The sequence below is a fragment of the Nocardia sp. NPDC058497 genome (assembly GCF_042720195.1).
Taxonomy (GTDB): domain Bacteria; phylum Actinomycetota; class Actinomycetes; order Mycobacteriales; family Mycobacteriaceae; genus Nocardia.
This window is the reverse complement of sequence record NZ_JBHXMY010000634.1, coordinates 1-3,283: the sequence shown is the minus strand read 5'-3', so window position 1 is coordinate 3,283 and position 3,283 is coordinate 1. Positions and strand designations below refer to the sequence as shown.

General features: G+C 65.8%; 3 protein-coding genes. 1 reads left to right on the top strand and 2 read right to left on the bottom strand.

What is annotated here, in order from left to right; translation table 11 throughout:
* Nucleotides 1–1,610, bottom strand: a 1,610-nt coding sequence (locus ACFWPJ_RS28585) for an ABC transporter ATP-binding protein (protein ID WP_378855967.1), incomplete at its 3' end; no start/stop codon positions are given.
* Nucleotides 1,611–1,952: 342 nt separating this feature from the next.
* Nucleotides 1,953–2,564: a hypothetical protein gene (locus tag ACFWPJ_RS28580; protein ID WP_378855965.1), complete on the bottom strand. Its 612-nt coding sequence runs from the start codon at nt 2,562–2,564 to the stop codon at nt 1,953–1,955.
* Nucleotides 2,565–2,798: 234 nt separating this feature from the next.
* Here ACFWPJ_RS28580 and ACFWPJ_RS28575 point away from each other — a divergent pair.
* The coding region (locus tag ACFWPJ_RS28575; RefSeq protein WP_378855963.1) for an Hsp70 family protein at nt 2,799–3,283 on the top strand (485 nt) is incomplete at its 3' end.

Genomic DNA, 3,283 nt, shown 5'->3' with positions numbered 1-3,283 from the left:
ACGCGGTGCAGTGATGCGGCGTCGAGTGCTGTTCCTGGTTCATCGAGAACGATGACCGGCGAGTCCTGCAGAAAGGTGCGGGCGATCGTCACGCGCTGGCGTTGTCCACCGGACAGCAACCGGCCGCTGTGGCCGACCCGGCTGTCGTAGCCCTGCTTCAGTCTGCGGATGAAGGTGTCGGCGTCGGCGGCACTTGCTGCGGCGACGACATCGGCGTGCTCGGCTTCGGTTGTCGCGTAGGCGATGGTCTCGCGGACGGAGGTGTCGAGGAGATAGGCGTCTTGCAGCAGTAGCGCGATATTGCGCCGGATGTCCACGAGCTTCAGGTCGCGCAGATCGCGACCGTCGAGGCGGACCGAACCCGACTCGGGATCGCAGAATCGGACCAGGAGCCGGGCGAGCGTGGACTTTCCGGCGCCGCTCGGCCCGACCAGCGCGATGATCTCGCCTGGCTCGGCACCGAAGGACACATCGCGCAGCGCGGCGCGATCGGACTCGGGGTAGCGGTAGGTCACGTTGTCGAGGCGGATCTGCCCGCGAGCGCGCTCGATGTGCTGCGCGTCCGGCGCGTCGAGGACGGCTGGTTCCTGGTCGAGCAGTTCGAGGACGCGCTCGGCGGCGGCACCCGCGGTGAACAAGGTCGTCGTGAGCTTGCCGAGTGCGCTCAGCGGTGTGAAGAGTTCACGCAGGTAGGCCAGGCACACGACCAGGCTGCCCAGGGTGATCATGCCGCGCATGAGCATCCAGACGCCGGCGCCGAGCACCAGCACCCCGCCGAAAACCTCGACGACCTGCACCAGGAGGGCGTAGATGCCGGAGTACCTGGCGGAGGAGAGCTGAGCCTCGAGCGCTGCCTGACCATGATTGTCGACGCGCTCGGCTTCGTACTCTTCTCGCCCGCAGCATTGGACGAGGGTCATGTTGTGCAGCGCGTCTTCGGCCAGGGCCGCGACCGCGCCGCTGCGGCGGCGTTGTTCGCGGGCTGCCTGCTGGCGGAGCCGGCCGAAGTGGCGGGTCAGGAGGAACAGAACCGGTGCGGTGACCAGGATGATCAGCGCCAGTCGCCACTGCACGAGAAACAGTGCGCCGCTGAAGAAGACGATGCGCAGGATCGCGGCGATACCCTGCGTCGGCCCACTGAGAACGAAAGTCTGTATTGCCGCGATGTCTCCGCTGAGCCGAAGCTGGACATCGCCCTGGCCGCGGCGAGTGTAGAAGTCGGAGGACAGCCGCTGCAGATGACGGAAGACGCTCGACCGGAGATTCACCAGGAACTTCTCACCCAGCCACGTGGACAGATAGTCCCGCGCGCACTGAATCAGCGCCCCAGCCAGCGTCAGGAGCGCGAATCCTGCCACGATCGGCCAGAAGGAATCGAGGTCGCGGGCGACGAGAACTTCGTCGATGAGCAGTTTCCAGCACCAGATCGCGGCGGCTCCGAGGAGCGGACCAACGGTCAGTAGCGCGATGAGAACGCCGAACCACGTGCGGTGTCCGCTGGCGTAGGGCCAGAAACGGCGGAAGATCTCGCGGATCCGAAGCGTGGGCGCCGTGGCGACCAGTTCCGACTCGAGCGGCACGATCTTGTGGTTCTGGCGTTTGGTGAACACGGTGTCTTCCTGGGGTCAGCCGGTATTTCCAGTGATCGCCCCGTCAGCGGGCGGCTGCCCCCAACCGCTGACGGGTCATGGCGGTGGAATTACCAGCCGCACACCTGTCCGTCGGTGCTGGTGATGGTGTCGGAGGCGACGTCGACGGCGGTCACAGCGGCGGTGATGGTGGTGAATGTCATGGGAGGTAATCCCTTTCCGTGAGTTGAATTGTTCGTTGCCCGGCGGGCAACGGATCGGAACCGTAGCAAGGTAAGCCTTGCCTAACAACTTGGGCGATTGTCCACGTAGCTGGCGGCCGAGCCAGTGGAGATAGATCTCCGCAGATCACAGACTCGCGACCTAGCGCTGAGAATTCCAAAAACCGATCGCGATCGCCCCCCACCAGCAGACCTGGGAGATCGCCCCCGAGATTGCTCCCCACAGCAACAATCTGATAGGCAACGGCGCGGACGCGGCGTCAGCGAGGTGCTTGCTCAGCAGCGTCGCCTGCAAGCCGTTGATCGTGAGCAGAACGATGAGCACCATCTTGGCCTGAGTCAGCGGCGAACTCAGATTCGGCTCGAGGACGCACCCGCTGGCCACGAGCGCAGCCAGACCGACCCAGATCGGCACATGCAGGCGCGAGACCCCGCGCATCGCCTCGACCAGGGTGCTGCGGCCCAGCAGCCACAACACCGTCAGGTAATCGGCGATCAGCACACCGCCGAACCCCAGCACCAGCCCGGCCAAGTGCACGAACAACCCCGCCGTGCGCAACGCGGGGTCCGGGTGGACATGGGTGGCGACCCACAGCGCGGCCGCAAGAATGCCTGTCGAGCCCACTGCCGCGGCGCCGATGAACCACCAGGAGTCGAACAGGCCGAGCGGACGCACCGGCTCCGGGGCAGGCCAACGGCCACCGCGCGCCGTCGGCACCGGCAGATGAGACGCACCCCAGATCGCAGTCGGCATCCCAACATTCGGTCGAATGACCAGGAAATCCTCGGACATAGATGCCTCCATGTAGCGTCCCAACAAATAGTTAGGGCAGGCTAAACTACGACTTCGGGCCAGGTAAAGCCGTTCCGGCCGCACACCGGCCGAAGGAGATTGGTGAGGATGACTGCTGGGTGGGGTGTGTCCATCGGCGCGCGGAACACGGTGTGCGTATCCATCAGTGCCGGCGCTGAACCAGTGGTCAGCGTCATGCGCACCGCGACCGCACCCGATGATGCCGTACGCATGACCGGGTTCGGCGATCTGACGATGGCCGGGAACTTTCCCTTCGCGGCGGACCTCCCCGCTGCCGAGCTCATCGCACGCGCCCTCCGAGAGGTGATGTCAGCGGCAGGCGCGGCTGCCGAGCACACCGTGCTCGCCCATCCGGCCGTCTACCGTCGGCACCAGCTCCGGTCCCTGCGGCGAGCACTGGATGGCGTTGGCCTCGGCCAGGTCGAACTCGTGGCCGAGCCGCTGGCCGCGGCGGCTTCCCTCGACCGCGCGACGGACCAGAGGCCTGGTGAAAGCTCAACCGCCGCTGCGGATTCCGTCGCGACGGTGGTCTACGATCTGGGCGCGACGACGCTCGACATCGCCGTCGTGGTTCGCGACGCCGCGGGTCATCGAATCGCTGGGCGGCCGGTGCGGTCCCTGTCTCTTATACAAAAAATAAGCTGCCCAAGAAAAAAAAG

What these genes read in the sequence shown, in the direction of transcription:
- ACFWPJ_RS28580 (WP_378855965.1), bottom strand. Translation starts at nt 2,564, where the DNA reads ATGCCGACTGCGATCTGGGGTGCGTCTCATCTGCCGGTGCCGACGGCG.